Below are 458 nucleotides of genomic sequence, written 5' to 3' on the forward strand. Positions count from 1 at the left end.
AAAAGCATCCTTAGCGAGCAGAGAGTCAGCGGAAATAGCTGATTTAAGAATCATCCTGGGCTGAAGATAACATGCAAGCCTAAAGGATAGAGTTATCGCATTATGCCCATAAAGCCATGCACACCCATATACACACCAACTAAGCCAATCAACAGACTGGAAAAATAGGGGGCGCGTTTAGCGAGAGTGTTAAATCCGCTCCAGCGTTTTGCGACCTGCTGAACGCTGATTGCTGCGCCAACGCCTACGGTGACCAGCGTTAACGCCAGGCCGATGCTGAAACTGACGACCAGTGTTGCGCCCAGTGTCAGGGCTTTCAACTGAATGCAAATCAACAGCACGGTAATTGCTGCCGGGCAGGGGATAAGGCCACCGGTTAAGCCAAATAACAAAATTTGCCAGTTGGTGACCTCTCTACCATCAAAGCGTCGTTTAATGTCATTGGCATGGGCTCGTGC

General features: G+C 49.8%; 1 pseudogene. It reads right to left on the reverse strand.

Annotated elements, in window-relative coordinates:
* Positions 1-92: 92 nt before the first annotated feature.
* A pseudogene (gene rcnA / locus GVJ63_RS21930) lies at positions 93-458 on the reverse strand (nickel/cobalt efflux protein RcnA); the annotation flags it as partial.

The sequence above is a fragment of the Pantoea sp. 18059 genome, from assembly GCF_902706165.1.
GTDB classification, from domain to species: Bacteria; Pseudomonadota; Gammaproteobacteria; order Enterobacterales; family Enterobacteriaceae; genus Pantoea; species Pantoea agglomerans.